This is a genomic window from Micromonospora sp. NPDC051300, from assembly GCF_044455315.1.
Lineage (GTDB): Bacteria > Actinomycetota > Actinomycetes > Mycobacteriales > Micromonosporaceae > Micromonospora > Micromonospora robiginosa.
This window is the reverse complement of sequence record NZ_JBITEP010000005.1, coordinates 102,810-128,032: the sequence shown is the minus strand read 5'-3', so window position 1 is coordinate 128,032 and position 25,223 is coordinate 102,810. Positions and strand designations below refer to the sequence as shown.

2 protein-coding genes are annotated in these 25,223 nt (G+C 76.5%); both read right to left on the bottom strand.

Annotation, left to right across the window (positions count from 1 at the left end; all coding sequences use genetic code 11):
* Window positions 1–31 precede the first annotated feature (31 nt).
* Entirely contained in the window at window positions 32–11,023 is a 10,992-nt protein-coding gene (locus tag ACIA5A_RS07870; RefSeq protein ID WP_396757771.1) for a type I polyketide synthase, read from the bottom strand.
* 44 nt (window positions 11,024–11,067) lie between these two features.
* Window positions 11,068–25,179: a type I polyketide synthase gene (locus ACIA5A_RS07865; RefSeq protein ID WP_396757768.1), complete on the bottom strand. Its 14,112-nt coding sequence runs from the start codon at window positions 25,177–25,179 to the stop codon at window positions 11,068–11,070.
* Between the last annotated feature and the right edge of the window lie 44 nt (window positions 25,180–25,223).

The window sequence follows — 25,223 nt, the reverse complement described above, 5'->3', positions numbered from 1 at the left end:
CGCGTCCCTGCCTTGATCCGCGGTGGTCATGTCAGGAGATTCCAAACTCTTTGCTGATGAAGTCGAAGATCTCGTCGTCGCTGGCCGCGTCGAGGTCGGGCCGCTCCGGTTCGTCGGCCGGGCCGGCCAGGTCGGTGGCCTTGGCGAGCAGGTCACGCATCCGGGTGGCGAACCGGTCCCGGGTCGCCGGGTCGAGCGCCAGCGTGGTGAGCAGCGACTCGACCGCGTCGATGCCCTGGAACAGCGGTTGGGTGGAGGGCGCCGCGTCGGCGGCGATCTCGCCGGCCAGCTTCTCGGCGAGCGCGTGCGGCGTCGGGTAGTCGAAGACAAGCGTGGCCGGCAGCCGCAGCCCGGACAGCGTGTTGAGCCGGTTGCGCAGGTCGACCGCGGTCAGCGAGTCGAAGCCCAGGTCGGTGAAGAGGCGGCCGGGGTCGACGGCCTCCGGACCGGCGTGGCCGAGCACGGCGGCCACGTTCGCCCGGACCACGTCCAGCAGCACCTTGCGCCGCTCCGGGTCGGCCAGGCCGGCGAGTCGCTGGCCGAGCGACACGCCGCCGGCGCCGGCGCCGCCCGCGTCGACCGAGCGTCGCAGCGGCACCCGGACCAGGCCGCGCAGCAGCGGGGCGAGCACGCCGGCCTCGGCCTGGCCGCGCAGCGCCGCCACGTCCAACCGCATCGGTACGACGGCGGCGGTGTCCAGCCGCCAGGCGGCGTCGAACAGGTGCAGCGCCTGCTCGGTGGAGAGCCCGGCGGCGCCCTGCTCGGCCATCCGGCGCACGTCGGCGTCGGCGAGGTGGCCGGTCATGCCGCTGGCCTGCTCCCAGAGCCCCCAGGCGAGCGAGATGCCGGGCAGCCCCTGGGCCCGCCGGTGTGCGGCGAGCGCGTCGAGGAACGCGTTGGCCGCGCCGTAGTTGGCCTGGCCGGCGCTGCCGAGCGTGGCGGCGGCGGACGAGAACAGCACGAACGCGCCGAGGTCGCGGCCGGCGGCGAGCCGGTGCAGGTGCCACGCGGCGTCGATCTTGGGTACCGCGACCGTGTCGATCCGGTCCGGGGTGAGGGAGTCCAGCACGCCGTCGTCGAGCACGCCGGCGGCGTGCACCACGGCGGTGAGCGGGTGCGCGGCGGGGATGCCGTCGAGCAGCGCGGCGAGCGCGTCCGGGTCGGCGGCGTCGCAGGCGGCGACGGTGACCTCGGTGCCGGCCTCGGCCAGCTCGGTGACCAGGTCGTGGATGCCGTCGGCGGTCGCGCCGCGCCGCCCGGCGAGCAGCAGGTGCCGCATGCCGTGGGTGGTGGCGAGGTGGCGGGCCAGGAGTCGGCCGAGCACGCCGGTGCCGCCGGTGATCAGCACGGTGCCGTCCGGGTCGACGCCGCCGGGTCGCGGCTCCAGCCCGGCCGGTACGCGAGCCAGGCGTGGTGCACGTACCTGACCGTCGTGCACGGCGAGCTGCGGTTCGCCGGTGCCGATCGCGGCGGCGAGCAGCGCGGCGCCGGCCGGGTCGGCGTCCAGGTCGACGAGCTGGATCCGGTCGGGGTGTTCGAGCTGGGCGGTGCGCACGAGTCCCCAGGCGGGCGCCGTCCGCAGGTCGACCCGGGCCGGGTCGCCGGTGGCCACCGCGCCGCGGGTGACCAGCACCAGCCGGGTGTCGGCGAACCGGTCGTCGGCGAGCCACGCCTGGAGGGTGCCGAGGACGCGGTGGGTGGTGGCGCGGGCCTGCGCGGCCAGTTCGGGGCCGGCGCCGTCCCCGGTGCCGCCGATCGGCACGATCAGCGCCTCGGGGGCGGGTTCGCCGCCGGCCAGCAGGTCGGCGAAGGCTTCCGGGGCGAGGTCGGGGCGGACGCGGGCGCCGGCGGCCTCGGCGGCGGCGTTGAGCGCGAGGTCGTCGCCGAGCACCACCCATCGGGTGGCGGCCGGTGCCGGTCCGGCGGTCACCGGCAGCACCGGCCAGTCCACCTGGAACAGCGACTCGTGCCGGCCGGAGCGGGCGGCGCCGAGCGCGTCGCCGGTGACCCGGCGCATGATCAGCGAGTCGGCGTGCAGGACCGGGACGCCTGTGGCGTCGGCGACCTGGAACGTGACGCCCACGTCGCCGGCGGCGGCGACGCGGACCCGCAGCGCGGTGGCCCCGGCGGCCAGCAGCGTGACGCCGGTCCAGGCGAACGGCAGCCGGGGCGCGTCGGCGTCGGCGCCGTCGCCCATCCGGCCGAGGAACCCGCCGATGGACATGGCCTGGAGCGCGCCGTCGAGCAGCGCCGGGTGGAGCCCGAACCGGCCGGCCTCGGCGTGGTGCTCGGCGGGGAGCGCGACCTCGGCGAAGACCTCGTCGCCCCGGGTCCAGGCGGCGCGCAGCCCCCGGAAGACCGGGCCGTAGCCGAAGACGGTGGATTCCAGACCGGCGTAGAAGGAGTCGGAGGCGACAGGCGTGGCGCCGGGTGGCGGCCACACGCCGAGGTCGAACGCGGGCGCGACGGCGCCGCGCGGGGCGAGCAGGCCGGTGGCGTGGCAGGTCCAGGCCACGTCGGCGAGGATCTCGTCGGACCCGTCGCGGTACGGGCGGGAGTGCAGCTGCACCGGTCGGCGGCCGGTGTCGTCGCGCTCGCCGACGGTGAGCTGGATCTGGAGCGACCCGAGTTCGGGCAGGACGAGCGGGGCGAGCAGGGTGAGTTCCTCGACCACCGGGGCGCCGGCCTGCTCGCCCGCGTGCGCGGCCAGTTCCACGAACGCGGTGCCGGGCAGCAGGATCGCGTTCATCACCCGGTGCTCGCCGAGCCACGGGTGGGTCCGCACGGAGAGCCGGCCGGTGAACACCAACCGTTCGCTGTCGGGGAACGTGACGGCGGCGCTGAGCAGCGGGTGTCCGGCGTCCTGGAGGCCGGCGGAGGCGACGTCCTGGGCGCGGTGGGCGGGCGGGTCGAGCCAGAACCGCTGCTGCTCGAAGGCGTAGGTGGGCAGTGCGACGGTGTCCGTGCCGGTGAGCACGGTGCTCAGGTCGACGGGCAGGCCGATGGTGTGGGCGGTGGCCAGGTTGGTCAACAGCCGGGTCGGGTCGTCCTCACCGCGGCGCAGCGTCGACAGCGTGTGTCCGGCGGTGCCGGTGTCGTCCAGGATCGCCGTCACCGGCATCGCCAGCACCGGATGCGGCGAGATCTCCACGAACGTGCTGTGTCCGGCCTCGACCGCCGTGCGCACGGCCGTGTCGAACCGCACCGTCTGCCGCAGGTTGTCGTACCAGTAGTCCGCCGTCATCGTCGCCGGATCCACCCAGTCCCCGGTCAGGGTGGACACCAGACGCGTGTGACCGGGCTGTGGGGTGACACCGGCCAGGTCGGTGCGCAACTGCTGCGCGACCTCCTCGACCGCCGCCGAGTGCGACGCGTAGTCCACCGGGATCAACCGAGCCCGGACGCCGTCGGCCTGACACGCGTCCACCAGGTCGGCGACCGCCTGCGGCGGACCCGACACGACCACGGTCGCCGGGCCGTTGACCGCCGCGATCCCCACACCGTCGAAACGAGCCCCGGCCGTGACACCGTCGCCCGCCGGGCCGGCGTCAGCCGCCGTCAGCCGCGCGGTCACCTCCTCAGCCGACAGGTCGACCGAGGCCATCGTGCCGGTACCCCGCAGCGCGGACAACGCCCGCGACCGCAACGCCACCGTCTTCGCGGCGTCGTCCAGGGACAGGATCCCCGCCACGCACGCCGCGCCGATCTCACCCTGCGAGTGCCCGATCACCGCCTGCGGCGTGACGCCGACATGCCGCCACACCGCGGCCAGGGCGACACCCACGGCCCACAGCACCGGCTGCACCACCTCCACCCGCTCCAACCACGACTCGTCACCGCCGGTCAACACCGACACCAGATCCACATCGAGGAAAGGAGCCAGCGCCACCTGGCACTCGGCAAGCGCCGCGTCGAACACCGGCGCCCGACCCACCAGACCGGCCGCCATCCCCGCCGACTGCGCACCCTGACCCGGGAACACGAACACCGGCCCCGAGCCGTGCCCCGTGACCGCGCCGGCCACCACATTGCCGGCCGGCGCGCCGGACGCGAGCGCGTCCAGACCGGACAGCAACTCCTGCACCGACGACCCGAGCACGGCGGCCCGATTGTCGAACGCCGACCGGGTGGCGGCCAGCGACCAGGCGAGCGCGGCGGCGTCCCCGGCACCACCCGAGCGGACGTGCCCGGCCAGGCGGGCGGCCTGCCCGGCCAGCGCCGCGCGGGACCGCGCGGACACCGCCCACACCGTCGCGGTGGTGTCCAGCAGGCCGGCGACGGTCGCGGCCGGGGCCGCCGGCTCGTCGCCCTGTTCCACGATGACGTGCGCGTTGGTGCCGGAGATGCCGAACGACGAGACCGCCGCCCGGCGCGGGCGGTCGCCCGCCGGCCAGGGCCGCGCCTCGGTGGCCAGTTCCACCGCGCCGGCGTCCCAGTCGATGTGCGGGGACGGCTCGTCCACGTGCAGCGTGCGGGGCACGGTGCCGTGCCGCATCGCCTGCACCATCTTGATCACACCGGCGACGCCTGCGGCGGCCTGGGCGTGGCCGATGTTGGACTTGATCGAGCCGAGCAGCAGCGGCCGGTCCGCGGGCCGGTCCTGCCCGTACGTGGCCAGCAGCGCTTGCGCCTCGATCGGGTCGCCGAGCGTGGTGCCGGTGCCGTGCGCCTCCACCACGTCCACGTCGGCCGGGCCGAGCCGCGCGGCGGCCAGCGCCGCCCGGATCACCCGCTGCTGCGACGGGCCGTTCGGCGCGGTGAGCCCGTTCGACGCGCCGTCGGAGTTGACCGCGCTGCCGCGCACGATCGCGAGCACGTGCCGGCCCTGCCGGCGGGCGTCGGAGAGGCGCTGCACCAGCAGCAGGCCGACACCCTCGGACCAGCCGGTGCCGTCGGCGGCGGCGGCGAACGACTTGCACCGGCCGTCGGCGGCCAGGCCGCGCTGGCGGGAGAACTCCACGAACGCGGTCGGGGTGGCCATCACGAGCACGCCGCCGGCCAGCGCCATGTCGCACTCGCCGCGGCGCAGCGCCTGACCGGCCCAGTGCAGCGCGACGAGCGACGACGAGCAGGCCGTGTCCAGCGAGACCGCCGGCCCCTCCAGCCCGTAGGTGTAGGCGACCCGACCGGAGATGACGCTGCTGGTCATGCCGGTGAGCGCGTACCCGGAGGTCTCCTCGGGGGCGAACGCGAGCAACGAGCCGTAGTCCTGGCCGCTGGTGCCGACGAACACGCCGGTGCTGCTGCCGCGTACCCCGGTCGGGTCGATGCCGGCGGACTCGAACGTCTCCCAGGTGGTCTCCAGCAGCAGCCGCTGCTGCGGGTCCATCGCGAGCGCCTCGCGCGGGCTGATGCCGAAGAAGCCGGGGTCGAAGCGGTCGACGTCGGCGAGGAAGCCGCCGCCGCGGGCGTAGAACGTGCCGGGGGCGTCCGGGTCGGGGCTGTAGAGGGTGTCCAGGTCCCAGCCCCGGTCGCCGGGTAGGTCGGTGATCGCGTCCACGCCGTCGGCGACGAGCCGCCACAGATCGTCCGGGGTGGCCACGCCGCCGGGCAGCCGGCAGGCCATGCCGATGATGGCCAGCGGCTCGTCGTCGCCGACGGTGACCGGGGCGGCCGCCGGTCGGGCCGGGACCGGCACGCCGGCGATCTCGGTGTCCAGGTGGGCGGCGAGTTCCTGCGGGCTCGGGTAGTCGAAGACAAGCGTGGCGGGCAGCCGCAGGCCGAACGCGTTGCCGAGCCGGTTGCGCATCTCGACGGCGGTGAGCGAGTCGAAACCCAGGTCGCTGAACGCGCGGCGCGGGTCGACGGCGGCCGGGTCGGGGTAGCCGAGCACGGCGGCGGCCTGCCCCCGGACGATCTCCAGCAGCGCGGTCCGCCGGTCGGTGTCGGCGAGCGCGGCGAGCTGCTGCACCAGCGACGCCCCGGTGGCCGGCGCGGCGGCGGCGCCCCGGCCGGCGCGGATCAGCGCCCGGTACAGCGGCGGGACGGCGCCGGCGAACTGGGCTCGCATGGCGGCCAGGTCGAGGTGGGCCGGCACCAGCGCGGCGGCCGGGACGCGGCAGGCGGCGTCGAAGAGCGCCAGCCCCTCCTCCGCCTCCATCGCGGCCACGCCGGAGCGGGAGATGCGGTTGAGGTGGACGTCGTCCAGTTCGGTGGTCATGCCGCTGCGGTCGGCCCAGAGTCCCCAGGCGAGGGTGAGCGCGGCCAGGCCGCGGGCGCGACGGTGGTGGGCCAGCCCGTCGAGGAACGCGTTGGCGGCGGCGTAGTTGCCCTGGCCGGGGCCGCCGGCGGTGGCCGCGAGCGAGGAGTACGAGACGAACGCGGTGAGGTCGAGGTCGGCGGTCAGCTCGTGCAGGTGCCAGGCGGCGTCGACCTTGGGACGCAGCACGCCGTCGACCCGGTCGGGGGTGAGCGAGGAGATGACGCCGTCGTCGCGTACCCCGGCGGCGTGGACCACGGCGGTGAGCGGCTGGTCGGCGGGGAGGTCGGCGAGCAGCGCGGCGACCGCGTCGCGGTCGGCGACGTCGCAGGCGGCGACCGTGACGGTGGCGCCGAGCGCGGTCAGCTCGTCGCAGAGTTCCGGAATGCCGGCGGCGTCCCGGCCGCGCCGGCTGGTGAGCACCAGGTGGCGCACGCCGTGCCGGGTCACCAGGTGCCGGCTCATGAGCTGGCCGAGCGTGCCGGTGGCGCCGGTGATCAGCACGGTCCCGTCGGCGTCGAACGCCGGGTCGGCCGGTTCGGCGGGCGCGGGCACCCGGGTGAGCCGGGCGCCGGCCGCGACGCCGGCGCGGATCGCGACCTGCGGTTCGTCGGTGTCCAGCGCCGACACCAGCGCGGCCGCGCCGCCCGCGGGGTCGTCGGTGTCGACGAGCACGAACCGGCCCGGGTTCTCCGACTGGGCGGAGCGCACCAGGCCGATGACGGCGGCGCCGGCAAGGTCGGTGAGGTCGGCGTCCGGGCCGGTGGCGACCGCGCCGCGGGTGAGCACGACCAAGCGGGTGGCCTCGTACCGGTCGTCGGCGAGGAACCGCTGGAGCACGTCGAGCGCCCGGTGGGTCACCTCGGCGACCCAGCGCGGCACGTCACGGTCGCCGCGCGGGTCGAGGAACGGCGCGACGAGCACCGCCGGCGCGTCGGCGCCGTCGTCCAGCGCGGCGGTCAGGGCCCCGAGACCGGGGTACGCGGTGACGTCCGTCCCGGTGGCGGCCACCGCGTCGGTGAGCCCGGTGTCGGTGTCGAGTACCGCCCAGGCGCCCTCGGCGGCTCCGGTGGGCAGCGGCAGCGGGGTCCAGTCGATCCGGTACAGCGACTCGGGTCCGCCGCCGCCGGCGGTGCGGAGCTGGTCGGCGGTGACCGGCCTCAGCACGAGCGAGCCGACCGAGGCGATCGGGGCGCCGTCGACGCCGGCGAGGAGCAGCGAGACGCTGTCCGGGCCGGTGTGCCGGACCCGGACCCGGGCGGCGGCGGCGCCGGCGGCGTGCAGCGCGATGTCGTTCCAGGAGAACGGCAGCCGGCCGTGGCCGGGGGGCAGGCCGGGGCCGGCCGACCCGCCGGTGGCGCTGGTGAGGCCGAGCGTGTGCAGCGCGGCGTCGAGCAGCGCCGGGTGCACGCCGTAGCCGCCGGCCTCGGCGGCCGGGGTCTCGGGCAGCGTCAGGTCGGCGAACAGGTCGTCGCCGCGCCGCCAGGCGGCACGCAGCGCGATGAACGACGGGCCGTAGTCGTAGCCCTGGGCGGCGAGGTGTGGATAGAGCTGGTCGGTGGGCACCTCGGTGGCGTCCGGCGGCGGCCAGGCGGCGAGGTCGGACCAGCCGGGCACACCGGGTTGCGCCGGCCGGTCGGCGAGGACGCCGCTGGCGTTGCGGGTCCAGGCGCGCCGGTCCCCGTCGGTGGCCTCGGCGGCGGTCCGCTCGTCGCCGGGCCGGTCGTCGTCGGGCGCGGAGTGCAGCGACACGGAGTGGCAGCCGGTCTCGTCGGCCGGGCCGATCCAGAGCTGGATGTCGACGCCGCCGGTCTCGGGCAGGATCAGCGGCGCTTCGAGGGTCAGTTCGCGGACGTGGTCGGCGCCGACGTGCGCGCCGGCCTGGAGGGCCAGCTCGACGAAGCCGGTGCCGGGCAGCAGCACGGTGTCGAAGACGACGTGGTCGGCGATCCACGGGTGGGTACGCCGGGACAGCCGGCCGGTGAACAGGAAGCCCTCGGCGTGGGCCACGCCGACGGCGGCGCCGAGCAGCGGGTGCCGGGCGGGGCGCAGGCCGACCGCGGTGACGTCGCCGGTCCACCCGCCGCCGGCCTCCGGCCAGTAGCGCTGGTGCTGGAACGCGTAGGTGGGCAGGTCGACGCGGGTGGCGCCGGTGCCGGCGAACCAGGGCGTCCAGTCGACGCGGGCGCCGTGGGCGTGCAGCTCGGCCAGCCCGGCGAGCAGCGCGTCGGTCTCGTCCCGGTCCCGGCGCTGCGCGGCGACCGCGACCACGGTCTCGTCGTCCGGCAGGATCTCCGCCGTCAGCGCGGTCAGCACGCTCTGCGGGCCGATCTCCAGGAACGTGTCGACGCCGGCGTTGCGCAGGGCGGTGATCCCGTCGGCGAACCGCACCGCCTCGCGGACGTGCCGCACCCAGTAGTCGGCGGTGGTGACCTCGTCCCCGGCCAGCGCGCCGGTCACGTTGGACACCATCGGCAGGGTCGGCGCGGCGAAGCCCAACCCGTCGAGAACCGCGCGGAACTCCGCGAGCATCGGCTCCATCAACGGACTGTGGAACGCGTGCGACACCGCCAACCGGCGCACCCGGACGCCGCGCTCCCGCCAGGCGCGCTCCAGCTCGTCCAGCGCGTCGACCGGCCCGGACACCACCACCGACGACGGACCGTTGACCGCCGCGATCCCCACGTCCGCGTGGTCCGCGACCGACGCGGTCACCTCGGCCTCGGGCGCGGCGACCGCGAGCATTCCGCCACCGGCCGGCAGCGCCTGCATCAACCGGCCCCGCGCCGCCACCAGCGCGCACGCGTCAGCCAGGGACAGCACCCCCGCCACGTGCGCGGCCGTGATCTCCCCGATCGAGTGCCCGCCCACGAAGTCCGGGCTCACGCCGAACGACTCCACCAGACGGAACAACGCCACCTCGACCGCGAACAACCCCGCCTGCGTGAACTCGGTCTCGTTCAGCAGGTCACCGTCGCCGAACAGCACCGGCTTCAACGGCCGCGACAGCAACGGATCGAGCTGCGCGCACACCTCGTCCAACGCGGCGCCGAACGCCGGGAACGCCTCGGACAGCTCCCGACCCATCCCGGCACGCTGCGCGCCCTGACCGGAGAACAGCACCGCCACGGCCTGCCGGTCGGTGGAGGCACCGGTCGTCGTACCGGCCGGCGGCGTCCCGGCGGCGAGGGCCCGCAGCCCGGCGAGCAGGTCGTCGCGACCGGTGACGGCGAGCACGGCCCGCCGGTCCAGCGCCGCCCGCCCGGTGGCCGACGAGAACGCCACGTCGAGCGCGGTCACCGCCGGGTCGGCGGCCAGCCGCGCGGCCCAGCGTCCGGCCTGGTCGGCGAGCGCGGCGTCGTCACGGGCGGACACCAGCACCGGTACGACCGGGCGGGCGCGTGCCGGCACGTCGGCGGCGGGGGCGGGCTCCGCCGGCGGGGCCTGTTCGAGGATGGTGTGCGCGTTGGTGCCGGACACGCCGAACGAGGAGATCGCCGAGCGGCGGGGCCGGTCCACCGCCGGCCACGGGGTGGCCTCGGTGACCAGCTCGACCGCGCCGGCCTCCCAGTCGACCTGCGGCGTCGGCTCGTCCACGTGCAGGGTGGGCGGGACGAGCCCGTGCCGCATCGCCTGCACCATTTTGATCACCCCGGCGACGCCGGCCGCGGCCTGCGTGTGCCCCAGGTTCGACTTCACCGAGCCGAGCAGCAGTGGCGCGGCGTCGCCGCGGTCCTGCCCGTACGTGGCCAGCAGCGCCTGCGCCTCGATCGGGTCGCCGAGCCGGGTGCCGGTGCCGTGCGCCTCCACCACGTCCACGCCGCCGGCGGCGAGGCCGGCGTTGGACAGGGCCTGCTGGATCACCCGCTGCTGGGACGGGCCGTTCGGGGCGCTCAGCCCGTTCGACGCGCCGTCCTGGTTGACCGCGCTGCCGCGCAGCACGGCGAGGATCGGGTGGCCGTTGCGGCGGGCGTCGGAGACGCGCTCCAGCAGCAGCACGCCGACGCCCTCGGACCAGCCGGTGCCGTCGGCGGCGGCGGCGAACGCCTTGCACCGGCCGTCCGCGGCCAGGCCGCGCTGGCGGGAGAACTCCACGAACGCGCCCGGCGTACACATGGCGGTGACGCCGGCGACGACGGCGAGCGTGCACTCCCGCTGCCGCAGCGCCTGCCCGGCCAGGTGCATCGCCACCAGCGACGACGAGCAGGCGGTGTCGACGGTGACCGCCGGGCCCTCCAGGCCGAACGTGTAGGCGATCCGGCCGGACACCACGCTGCCGGCGTTGCCGGTCATCAGGTGCCCCTCCAGGCCCTGCGCGGCGGCGGTCATCAGCACGGTGCCGTAGTCCTGGCCGGTGCTGCCGGCGAACACGCCGGTGCGGGTGCCGCGCAGCGTGTGCGGGTCGATCCCGGCGGACTCGAAGACCTCCCAGGTGGTCTCCAGCAGCCACCGCTGCTGCGGGTCCATGGCGAGCGCCTCGCGCGGCGAGATGGCGAAGAAGCCGCTGTCGAAGTCGGCGAGGTCGGTGACGAAGCCGCCGTGGCGCGCGTACGAGGTGCCGTTCTGCTCGGGGTCGCCGTCGTGCAGCGCGTCGAGGTCCCAGCCCCGGTCCGTGGGGAACTCGGTGATCACGTCCCGGCCGGACGCCACCACCTCCCAGAGCTGCTCCGGGGTGCGGATGCCGCCGGGGAAACGGCAGCTCATGCCGACGATCGCGACCGGCTCCTGCTCGCCGGCCTCCACCTCGCGCAACCGTTGCCGCACCTGGTGCAGGTCGGCGGTGACCCGCTTCAGGTAGTCGAGAAGCTTCGCCTCGTCAGCCATGGTCCGCCCATTCCCTGTGTTGCCCCGAGCCGGCAGCGGTCACGTCAGGACACCCCCAGCTCGCGGTCGATGAAGTCGAAGACCTCGTCCGGGGTGGCGTCCTGGAGCTTGTCGGCGACACCGTCGCCGTCCGCCGGGGCGTCCACCTCGTTGAGCGAGGCCAGCAGCGTCCGGAGCCGTTCGGTGATCCGCAGTCGCGCGCCACGGTCGGGGGCGGCGCCGGACAGCGCCGCCTCCAGCCGTTCCAGTTCGCCGAAGACCGGCGCGGCGCCTGCCGCTCCCCCGTCCACGACGGCGGCGCGGACGTGGTCGGCGAGCAGCGCGGCGGTCGGGTAGTCGAACACCACCGTGGCGGGTAGCCGGACGCCGGTGGCGGCGGTGAGCCGGTTGCGCAGCTCCACCGCGGTCAGCGAGTCGAAGCCGAGGTCCCGGAACGCCCGGTCGGGTTCGACGGCGGTGTCCGAGGCATGCCCGAGCACCGCCGCCGCCTGGCCCCGGACGAGGTCGAGCAGCGTCTTGCGGCGTTCCGCCTCGCTCTGCCCGGCGAGCAGGGCGGCCAGCGACTCGGCGGTGGGGCCGGCGTCGTCGGCGCGCTCGGCGGTGGCGCGGAGCGCCTCCGGGACGCCGGTGAGCAGCGGGCTGGGCCGGACCGCGGTGAAGCCGGGCACGTACCGGGCCCAGTCGATGCCGGCGACCACGGTGACCGGTTCACGGCGGGCGAGGCAGCCGGCGAGCGCGGTGAGCGCGAGATCGCCGTCGAGCCGGGCGACGCCGCTGCGGCGGCGGCGTTCCGCGACGGCGGGGTCGGCGTCGGCCATGCCGCCGGTGGCCCAGGGACCCCAGGCGACGGAGGTGGCCGGCAGGCCCTGCCGGTGCCGCTGCTCGGCCAGCGCGTCGAGGTAGGCGTTCGCGGCGGCGTAGCTGCCCTGCCCGGCGGCGCCGAGCTGTCCGGGCAGGGCGGAGAAGAGCACGAACGTGCGCAGGTCCCGCTCGGCGGTCAGCTCGTGCAGGTGCAGCGCGCCGAGCACCTTGGGCCGCAGCACGTCGGCGATCCGGTCGGTGGTGAGGCCGTCGAGCACCCCGTCGTCGAGGATGCCTGCGGTGTGCACGACGCCGGTCAGCGGCGCGTCGGCGGGTACCTCGTCGAGGAGTTTGGCGAGCGCGGCCCGGTCGGCGACGTCGCAGGCGGCGACCGTGACCCGGGTGCCCCGCTCGGTGAGGTCGCGGACCAGGTCGGCGGCGCCGGGCGCGTCGGCGCCGCGCCGGCTGACCAGCAGCAGGTGCGCCGCGCCCCGGTCGGCGAGCCAGCGGGCCACCTGCCCGCCGAGCGCGCCGGTGCCGCCGGTGACGAGCGTGGTGCCGGGGTGGTCGGGGTCCGGGTCGACGCCGCCACCGGGCGCCCGGACGAGCCGGCGGACCAGCAGCGTGACGCCGTCGACGGCGAGCTGGTCCTCCCCGTCCGGTCCGGTGAGCGCGGCGCAGAGCAGGTCCCAGCCGTGGTCGTCGAGCGTGGCCGGCACGCCGACCAGGCCGCCCCAGCGTTCCGGGTGTTCCAGCGCGACGACCCGGCCGAGGCCCCAGAGCAGGGCCTGCTCGGGCCGCCCGGCGCCACCGTCGCGGGTGGTGCCGGCGGCGCCCCGGGTGAGACACCACAGCGGCGCGGCCACGTCGAGGTCGCCGAGCGCCTGGACCAGGGCGAGCGAGCGGGCCAGGAACGGCGGCACCGGTTCGGTGGCGTCGACCGGGCCGTCGGCGAGCGCGAGCAGGGAGAGCACCCGGTCGGCCGGGTCGGGGCCGGCGGCGGTGAGCCGGGCGGCGACGGCGGCGCGGTCGGTGGCGTCGGCGGGCAGCAGCACCAGTCGGGCGTCGGCGCCGCGCCGGGTCAGCTCGGCCACCGCCGTCTCCGCCTCGGCGGTGACGGCCTCGTCGGCGACGACCCACCAGAGGCCGGTGAGGTAGCCGACCGGGATTCCGCCGTACGGCTGCCAGACGGCCCGGTAGCGCAGGTCGTCGAGGGTGGACCGGTCGCGGTGCCGGCGCCGCCAGTCGGCGAGCAGCGGCAGCGCCGCGCCGAGCCGGTCGAGGGATTCGGCGGCGTCGGCGGCGGTGAGGTCGGCGAGCGCGGCGAGGTCCTCGTTGTCGACGGCGGCCCAGAAGGCGGCGTCGACGCCTGTCGGGCCGTCACCGGCGGCGGGCGCGGCGACGCCGGCGCGGGGCCAGTAGCGGGCCCGGTCGAACGCGTAGGTGGGCAGTGCGACGGTGTCGGTCTCGGCGAGCACGGTGCTCAGGTCGACGGGCAGGCCGATGGTGTGGGCGGTGGCCAGGTTGGTCAGCAGCCGCGTCGGGTCGTCCTCACCCCGGCGCAGCGTCGACAGCGTGTGCCCCGCGGTGCCGAGGTCGTCCAGGATCGCCGTCACCGGCATAGCCAGCACCGGATGCGGCGAGATCTCCACGAACGTGCTGTGACCGGCCTCGACCGCCGTGCGCACGGCCGTGTCGAACCGCACCGTGCGGCGCAGGTTGTCGTACCAGTAGTCCGCGGTCATCGTCGCCGGGTCCACCCAGTCCCCGGTCAACGTCGACACCAGACGGGTATGACCGGGCTGTGGGGTGACGTCGGCCAGGTCGGTGCGCAACTGCTGCGCGACCTCCTCGACCGCCGCCGAGTGCGACGCGTAGTCGACCGGGATCAACCGGGCCCGGATCCCGTCGGCCTGACACGCGTCCACCAGATCGGCGACGGCCTGCGGCGGACCCGAGACGACCACGGTCGCCGGACCGTTGACCGCCGCGACCCCCACACCCGCGAACCGTGATCCGGTCGGGGCCGGACCGGTGCCGGCGCCGTCGGACTCCGCGCCGACCGACGCCGTCGCGCTTGCCGCCAGCCGGGCGGTGACGTCGTCGGCGGACAGGTCGACCGAGGCCATCGTGCCGGTGCCGCGCAGCGCGGACAGGGCCCGCGACCGCAGGGCCACCGTCTTGGCCCCGTCGTCCAGGGACAGGATTCCGGCCACGCACGCGGCGCCGATCTCGCCCTGCGAATGCCCGATCACCGCCTGCGGCACCACCCCGACATGCCGCCACACCGCCGCCAAGGCGACACCCACGGCCCACAGGACCGGCTGCACCACCTCCACCCGCTCCAACCACGACTCGTCACCGCCGGTCAACACCGACACCAGATCCACATCGAGGAAAGGAGCCAACGCCACCTGGCACTCGGCCAACGCCGCGTCGAACGGCGCGCACCGACCCACCAGACCGGCAGCCATCCCCGCCGACTGCGCACCCTGACCCGGGAACACAAACACCGGGCCGGCGGGCCGCTCCGCCGTGCCGGTCACCACCGCCGGCGACGGCGTACCGGACGCGAGCGCGTCCAGACCGGACAGCAACTCCTGCACCGACGACCCGAGCACGACGGCACGCCTGTCGAACGCCGACCGGGTGGCGGCCAGCGACCACGCCACCACGGCCGGGTCGGCCGGGTCGGCGCGCAGGTGCCGGGACAGCCGCTGGGCCTGCCGGGCGAGCCCGTCGCGGGTCCGCGCCGACACCGGCCAGGCCACGACGGCGGCGTCCAGCAGGCCGGGTCGGGCGGCGTCCGCCTCGGTGGCAGCCTCGTCGGGGAGTTCCAGGATGACGTGCGCGTTGGTGCCGGAGATGCCGAACGACGACACCGCCGCCCGGCGGGCGGACCCGCCGCCCGGCCAGGGCCGGTTCTCGGTGACCAGTTCCACCGCGCCGGCCGACCAGTCGATGTGCGGCGACGGCGCGTCCACGTGCAGCGTCGTCGGGACGACGCCGGCCCGCATGGCCAGGATCATCTTGATCACACCGGCGACGCCGGCGGCGGCCTGGGTGTGGCCGATGTTCGACTTCACCGAGCCGAGCAGCAGCGGTTCGACGTCGTCCCGGCCCTGCCCGTACGTCGCGATGAGCGCCTGCGCCTCGATCGGGTCGCCGAGCGTGGTGCCGGTGCCGTGCGCCTCCACCACGTCCACGTCGGCCGGGCCAAGTCGCGCGGCGGCCAGCGCCGCCCGGATCACCCGCTGCTGCGACGGGCCGTTTGGCGCGGTGAGCCCGTTCGACGCGCCGTCCTGGTTGACCGCGCTGCCGCGCAGCACGGCGAGCACCGGGTGCCCGTTGCGCCGGGCGTCGGAGAGCCGTTCGACCAGGAGCATCCCGACGCCCTCCCCCCATCCGGTTCCGTCCGCGGCGGCGGCGAACGCCTTGCACCGCCCGTCGGGAGCGAGGCCGCGCTGCCGGGAGAACTCGACGAACAGTCCGGGGGTCGACATGACCGTCACGCCGCCGGCGAGCGCCAGGTCGCACTCGCCGCGTTGCAGCGCGGCCGCCGCCAGGTGCAGCGCGACCAGCGACGACGAACACGCCGTGTCCACCGAGACCGCAGGTCCTTCCAACCCCAACACGTACGCCACCCGCCCCGAGACCACGCTCGCCGCGTTCCCGGTGCTCGCGAACCCTTCGACCTCGTCCGCGGACACCATCAACAGGGCCCCATAGTCCTGTCCGTTCGTGCCGACGAACACCCCTGTTCGTGAACCCCGCAAGCCACCCGGGTCAACCCCTGCCCGCTCGATCGCCTCCCACGACGTCTCCAACAGCAGGCGCTGCTGCGGGTCCATGGCCACCGCCTCGCGCGGTGAGATGCCGAAGAACCCGGCGTCGAAGTCGGCCACGTCGTAGAGGAACGCGCCGGTGCGGACGTAGGAGGTGCCGGCGGAGTAGGGGTCGGGGTCGTAGAGCCGGTCGACGTCCCAGCCGCGGTCGCCGGGCAGGTCCGAGACCGCGTCCCGGCCGGAGTGCAGCAACTGCCAGAACCGCTCGGGGTCGGTGACGCCGCCGGGGAACCGGCAGGACATGGCGACGATCGCGACCGGCTCGTCGTCGGACAGCGGCGTGGGGCCGACGGCCGCCGCCTCGATCCCGGCGCCGCCGCCCAGTTCCTCGTCCAGGTGCCGGGCCAGCACGGTGGCGGTCGGGTAGTCGAAGACCAGCGTGACCGGCAGCCGCAGCCCGGTGGCGGTGCCGAGCCGGTTGCGCAGCTCGACCGCGGTGACCGAGTCGAAGCCGAGGTCCCGGAACGCGTGGTGCGGGTCGACGGCCTGGCCGCCGTCGTACTTCAGGACCGTGGCCGCCTGGTCGCGGACCAGGTCGAGCAGCGCCTGCCGGCGTTGCGCGGACGCCATCCGGGCGAACGCGCCGGTCGGCTCGGCCTCGGTGGTCTCCGCCGGCTCCCGGTCGGCGGCGAGCCGCCGCACCTCGGGGATCTCGGCGATCAGCGGGGCCGGGCGGGTGGCGGTGAGCGCGATCCGGAACCGGTCCCAGGCGATGTTGGAGATGGTCAGGAACGTCTCGTCGTGGGCGAGCGCCTGGTGCAGCGCGGCGATCGCCAGCCGGGGATGCATCTCGGGCGCGCCGTGGCGGTGCAGCATCCGGCCGAACTCGCCGTCGGCCATGCCGCCGCCGCCCCAGGCGCCCCAGGCGATCGAGGTGGCCGGCAGGCCGAGGTCGCGCCGGTGTTCGGCGAGCGCGTTGAGGTAGGCGTTGCCGGGGGCGTAGTTGCCGACGCCGGAGCTGCCCACGGTGCCGGCCATCGCGGAGAACAGCACGAACGCGTCGAGGTCGTGGTCGCGGGTCAGCTCGTGCAGGTTGACCGCGGCGGTGACCTTGGCGGCGAGCGCGTGGTCGAGCTGGTCCAGGGTCAGCGCGCCGATCACCGCGTCGTCCAGCACGGCGGCGGTGTGCACGACGACGCGGAGGGGATGTTCGGCGGGGATGTCGGCCAGCACCCCGGCGAGCGCGTCCCGGTCGGCGGCGTCGCAGGCCACCACCGTGACCCGGGCGCCCAGCGCGGTCAGCTCGGCCGCCAGCTCGGCGACGCCGTCGCCGGACCGGCCGCGCCGGCTCAGCAGCACCAGGTGGTCGACGCCGTTCGCGGCGAGCCAGCGGGCCACGTGCCCGCCGAGCGCGCCGGTGCCGCCGGTGACCAGCGCGGTGCCGGTGGACCGCCAGTCGCGCGGCGCGGGCGTGTCACCCAGCGGGGCGCGCAGCAGCCGCCGCCCGTACGCGCCGGTGGAGCGCAGCGCGACCTGGTCCTCCCCGTCCGCGCCGGCGAGGACCCGGGCGAGCCGGATGGCGGTGCGGTCGTCCACGGTGTCCGGCAGGTCGACCAGGCCACCCCAGCGGTCCGGGTGTTCCAGCGCCGCGATCCGGCCGAAGCCCCAGGCGAGCTGCTGCGTCGGGTGGGTCAGCGGGTCGCCGGGGCCGGTGGAGACCGCGCCCCGGGTGAGCGTCCACAGCGGCGCGCGGACACCGGCGTCGCCGAGCGACTGGGTGAGCGTGACGGTGCCGGCGAATCCGGCCGGCACGTGCGGGTGGCCGGGCAGCGGCGTCTCGTCGGCCGGCAGGAGCGAGACCACGCCGGCGGGCGGGGTGTCCCGGTGTAGCTCGCGCAGCCGGTCGGTGAGCGCGTCCCGGTCGGGCGTGCCGGTCAACGCGATCTCGACGACCGCGGCGCCGTGCCGGCGCAACGCGGCCGCCACCGGCTCGCCGTCGGCGTCGGCGCCGGTGACCACCCACCAGGCGCCGGTGAGCGTCGGCGCGGCGGGGCCGTCGGGAGCGACGGGGAGCCACCCGTCGCGGTAGCGCCACGAGTCGACGGTCGCCTGGTCGCGGTGCCGGCGACGCCAGGCGGCGAGCGCCGGCAGCAGCGCGGTGAGGGCGTCGGTGGGCACCTCGGCGGCGTCGGCCAGCTCGGCGCCGACCGCGGCCGGATCCTCGGCCTCGACGGCCGCCCAGAACCGGGCGTCGACCTCGTCCACCTCGACCGTGCCGGCCACCACCGGGGCGGTCGGGGCGGCCGGGCGCGGCCAGTAGAGCTGCCGCTGGAACGGGTACGTGGGCAGGTCGAGCCGGCGGGCCGGCCGGCCGGCGAACGCGGGCCGCCAGTCGACGGCGGCGCCGCCGGCGTACACCTCGGCGACCGCGCGGTGGAAGCGGGCCAGGTCACCCTCGTCGCGGCGCAGCGTGCCGGTCACGGTGACGGCGGCCGGGTCGGCGGCGGCCGACTCGACGCTCTCCTGCATCGCCATGGTCAGCACCGGGTGCGCGCTGACCTCCACGAACGTCTGGTGGCCGGTGGCGGAGAGGTCGCGCACGGCGGCGTCGAAGCCGACCGTCTGCCGCAGGTTGCGGTACCAGTAGTCGGCGTCCAGGCCGGCGGTGTCGAACCAGTCGCCGGTCACCGTGGACCGGAACCGGACGTCGCCGGTACGCGGGCGCAGGCCGGCGAGCAGCTCGCGCAGCCGCTCCCGCAGCGGTTCGACGTGCGCGGAGTGCGACGCGTAGTCCACCGGCACCCGGCGCACCCGCACGTCCCGCCCCTGGTAGTGGGCGACCAGCTCGTCGAGCGCGGCGGAGTCGCCGGAGACCACCACCGCGGTCGGGCCGTTGACCGCGGCGAGCGAGACCCGCCCGTCCCAGCGGCCGATCGTCGCGGTCACCTCCTCGGCGGTGGTGGCGACGGAGACCATGCCGCCGTCGCCGGCGATGCCGGCGATGATCCGGCTGCGCAACGCCACCACCGTGGCGGCGTCGTCGAGGCTGAGCCCACCGGCGACGTACGCGGCGGCGATCTCGCCCTGGGAGTGGCCGACGACCGCCGACGGGTGGACGCCGTAGGAGCGCCACAGCGCGGCCAGGGAGACGCCGACCGCGAACAGCGCCGGCTGCACCACGTCCACCCGCTCCAGCGACGGCGCGCCGGGCACGCCGCGCACCACGTCGGTCAGGGACCAGTCGACGTGCGGGCGCAGCGCCGCCGCGCAGGCGGCGAACGTCTCGGCGAACACCGGAGCGGTGTCGAGCAGGTCGGCGGCCATGCCGGTCCACTGCGAACCCTGGCCGGGGAAGACGAAGACCACGTCGCCAGGCGTACCGGGGACGCGGGTGACGGTGTCCGGCGCTCCACGGCCGTCGGCGAGCGCGCCCAGCGCTGCGGCCAGGTCGTCGCGGCCGGCGGCGAGCACCACCGCGCGGTGCTCGTGGGCGCTGCGGGTGGTGGCCAGCGACCAGGCCAGGTCGGGCAGCGCGGTGTCCGGTACGGCGTCGAGGCGTGCCCGCAGGTCGCGGGCGCGGGCGGCGAGCGCGGCGGCGCTGCGCCCGGACAGCGTCCAGGGCAGTTCCCCGGCCGGCCCGGCGTCGTCGTCGTGCGGGGCCGGTTCCTCCGGCGGCGCCTGCTCCAGGATGGTGTGCACGTTGGTGCCGCTGATGCCGAACGAGGAGACGCCGGCCCGGCGGGGCCGGTCCGCGGCCGGCCAGGGGCGGGCCTCGGTGAGCAGCGCGACGGTGCCGGCGGACCAGTCGACGTGCGGGGTGGGCTCGTCGACGTGCAGGGTGGGCGGCAGCACGCCGTGCCGCAGCGCCAGCACCATCTTGATCACGCCGGCGACGCCGGCGGCGGCCTGGGTGTGGCCCAGGTTGGACTTGACGGAGCCGAGCCACAGCGGCCGGTCGGTGTCCCGGTCCCGGCCGTAGGTGGCGATCAGCGCCTGCGCCTCGATCGGGTCGCCGAGCGTGGTGCCGGTGCCGTGTGCCTCGACGGCGTCGACCTGGTCGGGGGCGAGCCCGGCGTTCGCGAGAGCCTGTCGGATGACCCGCTGCTGGGCCGGCCCGTTGGGGGCGGTCAGCCCGTTGGACGCGCCGTCGGAGTTGACCGCGCTGCCGCGTACCACGGCGAGGACCGGGTTGCCGTCGCGGCGGGCGTCGGAGAGCCGCTGGAGCACCAGCAGGCCGACGCCCTCGCCCCAGCCGGTGCCGTCGGCGGCACCGGCGAACGGCTTGCACCTGCCGTCGGCGGCCAGGCCCCGCTGCCGGGAGAAGCCGACGAAGATGCCGGGGGTGGCCATCACGGTGGCGCCACCGGCCAGCGCGAGGTCGCACTCCCCCGACTGCAACGCCTGCGCGGCGAGGTGCAACGCGACGAGCGAGGCCGAGCAGGCGGTGTCGACGGTGACCGCCGGGCCGTGCAACCCGAAGGTGTACGCGAGCCGGCCGGAGATGACGCTTGCGGACACGCCGGTGGCCAGGTAGTTCTCGTCGCCGTCCCCGGAGGCCAGCAGCAGCGAGCCGTAGTCCTGGCCGTTGGTGCCGACGTAGACGCCGGTGCGGCTGCCGCGCAGCGCGGCCGGGTCGAGGCGGGCCCGTTCGAACGCCTCCCAGCTCGCCTCCAGCAGCAGGCGCTGCTGCGGGTCCATGGCGAGCGCCTCGCGGGGGCTGATGCCGAAGAACGCCGGGTCGAACGCGCCGGCGGAGTCGACGAAGCCGCCCTCCCGCACGTAGCTCGTGCCGAGGTGCTCGGGGTCGGGGTGGTACAGCTCGGCGACGTTCCAGCCGCGTTCCTCAGGCATCGGCGAGAGCGCGTCGACGCCGCCGGCGACCAGGTCCCAGAGCTGCTCGGGGCTGGCCACGCCGCCGGGGAACCGGCAGCTCATCGCCACGATGGCGACGGGTTCGCGATGCCTGTCGACGTCGGCGGCGACGACCGCGCCGCCGGTCGGGTCCGCGGTGGCGTCGTGCAGGTGGGCGGCGAGTTCGGCGACCGTGGGATGGTCGAAGACGAGCGTGGCGGGCAGCGTCGTACCGGTCTCGGCGGCGAGCCGGTTGCGCAGCTCGACCGCGGTGAGCGAGTCGAAGCCCAGGTCGCGGAACGTGCGGTCGGGCAGCGGCCGGCCGGCCGGGTGGCCGAGCACCAGCGCCGCCTGGGTGCGGACCAGCTCGGTGAGCTGTGCCAGAGACCTGCCGACCACCACCGCCGGGGCGACCACCGCGGGTCCGGTGGGCACACCGGGCAGGCCGGCGAGCAGCGGCGCGTTCCGGCCGCGTACGGCGGCGAGGCGGCCCCAGTCGACGTCGGCGACGACGACGGCCGGCCCGGCGGCGCCGACGACCCGGCCGAGCGCGGCGGCGGCCTGCTCGGCCGGGAGCGGGTTGACGCCGCCCCGGGTCAGCCGCGCGGTCAGCTCGGCGCTGGCGGCGGCCATCCCGTCGGCGGCCCAGGCGCCCCACGCGACGGCGGTGGCCGGCAGCCCGAGGTCACGCCGCCAGGCGGCGAACGCGTCCAGGAAGGCGTTGGCCGCCGCGTAGTTGCCCTGCCCGGCGCTGCCGAGCACGCCGGCGAGCGAGGAGAAGAGCACGAACGCGTCGAGCCGGCGGCCGGTGGTGGCGTCGTGCAGCACCCGGGCGGCGCGGACCTTACCGTCCAGCACCCCCCGCATCCGGGCCGGGTCGAGGCCGTCGAGGATGCCGTCGTCGACGGTGCCGGCGGCGTGCACCACGGCGGTCAGCGCGGGCAGGTCGGCGACCAGCGCGGCGACGGCGGCGGGGTCGGTGACGTCGCAGCGGACCACCCGGGCGCCGGGCAGCTCGGCGGCCAGGTCGGCGGCGCCGGGCGCGTCGGGGCCGCGCCGGGACGCGAGCACCACCTCGGTCGCGCCGGCGGCGAGCAGCCACCGCGTGACCTGCCGGCCGAGAGCGCCGGTGCCGCCGGTGACCAGCACCGTGCCGGTCGGCCGCCAGCCGGGGCCGGTGGGGGCGGCGGCGGGGACGAGCCGGCGGCCGAAGGTGCCGTGCGGCCGGACGGCCACCTCGTCGTGGCCGCCGTCGACGAGCACCGCGCGCAGCGCGTCGGCGTCGACCCGCTGCGGCGTGGCGTCGGCGGGCAGGTCGACCAGGCCGCCCCAGCGGTCCGGTTGTTCCAGCGCGACCGTCCGGCCGAGGCCCCAGGCGGCGGCCGCGTACGGGTCGACGAGTGGTTCGCCGCCGCCCACCGAGACCGCGCCCCGGGTGACGCACCACAGCCGGCCGGCCCGGCCGGTGTCGGCGAGCGCCTGGACCAGCGTGAGCAGCAGCGCGGTCCCGGCCGGCACGGCGGGCGCGTCGGAGTGCGGTCCGTCCGGGCCGGGCAGCACGCAGAGCACACCGCGCCAGCCCGCCTCGTGGTGGCCGCGCAGCAGGTCGGCCAGGTCGCCGCGGTCGGTGTCGGCGGGCACGGTGAGCACGTCGACGTCGGCGCCGGCAGCCGTGAGCGGCGCCGCCCAGGGCGCCGGGTCGTCGGCGGCGACGACCAGCCAGCGGCCGGTCAGCGCCGGGGTGGGCGCGGGACGGACCGCCTCCCACTCGACGCGGTACGACCAGCCGTCCAGCACCGCGTCGCGTTGCCGGGCCCGCCGCCACGAGGACAGCACCGGCACGGCCGGGCCGAGCGCGGCGACCGCGTCCGGGTCGTCCTGCACGGCCAGCTCGGACGCCACGGCCGGCAGGTCGCCGCGTTCCACGGCGGCCCAGAAGTCACCGTCCGCGCCGTCGCCGCGAACCTCGGGGCGCGCCGCACCGTCGCCGGCCCAGTAGCGCTCGCGCTGGAACGCGTACGTGGGCAGATCGGTCCGGCGCGCGCCGGTGCCGGCGAACCAGTCGGCCCAGGCGACCGGGTGGCCGTGCACGTGCAGCTCGGCGAGCGCGGCCAGCAACGCCTCGACCTCGGGGCGGTCACCGCGTTGCGCGGCGACTGCACGGACCGGCTCGCCGGGCAGGATGTCGGCGGTCAGCGGGGTGAGCACGGCGCGGGGGCCGAGCTCCAGGAACGTGTCCGCGCCGGCGGCGCGCAGCGCGTGCACGCCGTCGGCGTGGCGGACCGCCTCCCGGACGTGCCGCACCCAGTAGTCGGCGGTGCGGATCTCGTCCGGGTCGGCCAGCTCGCCCGTCACGTTGGACACCACCGGCAGCGTCGGCGCGGCGAACATCAGCCGCTCCAGCACCGCCCGGAAGCGCGCCAGCACCGGCTCCATCAGCGGGCTGTGGAACGCGTGGCTGACGGTCAGCCGTCGGGTGCGGACGCCCCGGTCCCGCCAGAGTCGTTCCAGCCGGTCGATCGCGTCGGCCGCGCCGGACAGCACCACGGCGGCCGGGCCGTTGACGGCGGCGACGTCGACCGGCTCGTCCGGGTCGGTGAGCGTGGCGCGCACGTCGGCCTCGGGCGCGGCCACGGCGAGCATCGCGCCGCCGGCCGGCAGCGCCTGCATGAGCCGGCCCCGCGCGGCGACCAGCGCGGCGGCGTGCTCCAGCGTCAGCACCCCGGCCACGTGCGCGGCGGTGACCTCGCCGATGGAGTGGCCGCCGACCAGGTCGGGCGTCAGGCCGAACGACTCGACGAGGCGGAACAGCGCCACCTCGACCGCGAACAGGCCGGCCTGGGTGAACCGGGTCTGGTCCAGCAGGTCGCCGTCGTCGAACAGCACCTCCGTCAGCGGCCGGGGCAGCGCCCGGTCCAGGTAGGAGCACACCTCGTCCAGCGCGGCGGCGAACACCGGGAACTGCGCGTACAGCTCCCGGCCCATGCCGGCACGCTGCGCGCCCTGCCCGGAGAAGAGCACCGCGAGCTGGCCGCGGGGCGTGCCGGCGCCGGTGCGCACGGTGCCGGCCGGCTCACCGGCGGCGAGCGCGCGCAGCGCGGCGACCAGGTCGTCCGGGCCGGCGGCGGCGACCACGGCCCGGTGGTCGAGCACCGACCGGGCCACCACCGAGGAGTACGCGACGTCGAGCGGGCGCGTCTCGGGCGCGGCGGCGAGCCGGGCGGCCCAGCGGCCGGCCTGGGCGGCGAGCGCGTCGGCGGAGCGGGCGGAGAGCAGCACCGGCACCACCGGCCGGGCGACCGGGGCCGGCTCGTCCTCGGCCGACGCCGGCTCCGGTTCGGGGGCCTGCTCGATGACGGTGTGCGCGTTGGTGCCGGACACGCCGAACGAGGACACCGCGGCGCGGCGCGGCCGGTCGGTGGCCGGCCAGGGGGTCGCCTCGGTGGCGAGGGTGACCGCGCCGGCGGTCCAGTCGATGTGCGGCGACGGCTCGTCCACGTGCAGCGTGGGCGGAACGACGCCGTGCCGGACGGCCAGCACCATCTTGATCACGCCGGCCACACCGGCGGCGGCCTGGGTGTGGCCCAGGTTCGACTTGACCGAGCCGAGCAGCAGCGGCGTCTCCCGCTCCTGCCCGTACGTGGCCAGCAGCGCCTGCGCCTCGATCGGGTCACCGAGCGTGGTGCCGGTGCCGTGCGCCTCCACCACGTCGACCTGGTCGGGGGTGAGCCGCGCGTTGGCCAGCGCCTGCCGGATCACCCGCACCTGCGACGGGCCGTGCGGGGCGCTCAACCCGTTGGACGCGCCGTCCTGGTTGACCGCGCTGCCGCGGATCACCGCGAGCACCGGGTAGCCGTGCTTCTGCGCGTCGGAGAGGCGGGCCAGCAGCAGCATGCCGACGCCCTCGGACCAGCCGGTGCCGTCGGCGGCGGCGGCGAACGGCTTGCACCTGCCGTCGGCGGCCAGCCCGCGCTGGCGGCTGAAGCCGACGAACACCGCCGGGGTGGGCATCACGGTGACGCCGCCGGCCAGCGCCAGCTCGCAGTCGCCGTTGCGCAGGCCCTGCACGGCCAGGTGGATCGCCACCGACGACGACGAGCAGGCGGTGTCGATGGTGACCGCCGGCCCCTCCAGGCCGAGCGTGTACGCGATCCGGCCGGAGACGATGCTCGTCGAGTTGCCGGTGAGCGAGTGCCCCCCGGCATCCTGCCCGGCCTGCGCGAGGATGGCGTCGTAGCCGTGCGCGGCGGCGCCGACGAACACGCCGGTTCGGCTGCCCCGCACCGCCGGCAGCGGCAGCCCGGCGCGTTCGAACGCCTCCCAGCTCGCCTCCAGCAGCAGCCGCTGCTGCGGGTCCATGGCGACCGCCTCGCGAGGGCTGATGCCGAACAGGTCGGCGTCGAAGTCCCCGGCGTCGTAGACGAAGCCGCCCTCCCGCACGTAGCTGGTGTCGGGGTGGTCCGGGTCGCTGTGGAACAACCGGTCGAGGTCCCAGCCCCGGTCGGCGGGGAACGGGCCGATCCCGTCGCGGCCGTCGCGCACCAACTCCCACAGCTCCTCGGGCGATCCGACGCCGCCCGGGTAGCGGCAGGTCATCGCCACCACTGCGATTCCCTCGGTGTCGCGGGCCTCCAGCGCCCGCAGCCGCCGCCGGGTGCGCCGCAGCTCCGAGGTCGTACGCTTCAGGTACTCGACGTACTTCTCGTCCTCGCTGTTCACCGTGGGTCCTACCTCACTCGGCGTACCGATGTCGTCGCGGCCGG

Coding starts and splice junctions, on each gene's coding strand:
- ACIA5A_RS07870 (WP_396757771.1), bottom strand. CDS start 11,023: ATGGCTGACGAGGCGAAGCTTCTCGACTACCTGAAGCGGGTCACCGCC.